The sequence below is a fragment of the Pseudomonas avellanae BPIC 631 genome, assembly GCF_000444135.1.
Lineage (GTDB): Bacteria > Pseudomonadota > Gammaproteobacteria > Pseudomonadales > Pseudomonadaceae > Aquipseudomonas > Aquipseudomonas avellanae.
The window spans coordinates 1-800 of the sequence record NZ_ATDK01000522.1; the positions used below are offsets into that span (position 1 = coordinate 1).

Genomic DNA, 800 nt, shown 5'->3' on the forward strand with positions numbered 1-800 from the left:
TTTTCGAAATAAGTTACCCATAACCTGCAAGCTAAGCTATTGATAAGATTTGAATTTTCCGTTAGTTGGTGGCTGATTTTTTCGAAAACAGTACACTAGCAAATCTGTGGCGTATCAGTAATCGGAATTTTAGTAAGTAATGTTACCGCTCTAAAAAGATTGCTCTGACACAGTGCATTTTTCATGACCAGACAGGTAGCGCTGCATGCCTACTTGTCAGACTCGTATAACAGCTTGCCCAACAGGGAGTTTGTCCACGATGTAGCCAAGGCTGCCTTGAGGCCGGTGGTATCGTCGAAGGCACGAAGATAGAACTGAATGTGTTCAGTCAGCCGCCTTACACGGATATTGCTCAAGCGCTGCAAGCCAGCTTTGCCCATCAGATGCCGCTTGCGATATAGCCCTTAGTCTTTTTCCTATTGCCTGGTCCTTCGTGCTCGCCGCACCTGCACTATGCTGGTGAACTTTGGCATAGCTGCCATCAACAAAAAACCACTCCAGGTCAGGATCGGTCATCAGCACCTCAAGCACCTTGACCCACTTGCCTGAAGCAGACCAGGCATTGAACCGCTTGTAGACCTTGCTCCAGTTTCCAAACGCTTTCGGCAGGTCTCGCCAAGGGCAGCCCACACGCATGCGGTACAGCATGCCTTCAACCGTGGTACGCAAATCTCGCTTGTTGTAGATCGATTCGTGTAGCAAAATTTCTCGTAGCTTCGGCCAGTGCTCATCACTGAGCATTAATCGGGGCATTGCAGGCTCGTATTGGTGTTGTGTGAGAACTCCAACAATACGGGCCT

General features: G+C 48.9%; 2 pseudogenes. One reads left to right on the forward strand and one right to left on the reverse strand.

Features of this window, described 5'->3' with window-relative positions:
• Positions 1 to 275 precede the first annotated feature (275 nt).
• Positions 276 to 377: pseudogene (locus DW49_RS1000000134415) on the forward strand (peptide ABC transporter substrate-binding protein); the annotation flags it as partial.
• 34 nt (positions 378 to 411) lie between these two features.
• Here the strand turns inward: DW49_RS1000000134415 and DW49_RS01000000128900 are convergent.
• A pseudogene (locus DW49_RS01000000128900) lies at positions 412 to 753 on the reverse strand (transposase); the annotation flags it as partial.
• Between the last annotated feature and the right edge of the window lie 47 nt (positions 754 to 800).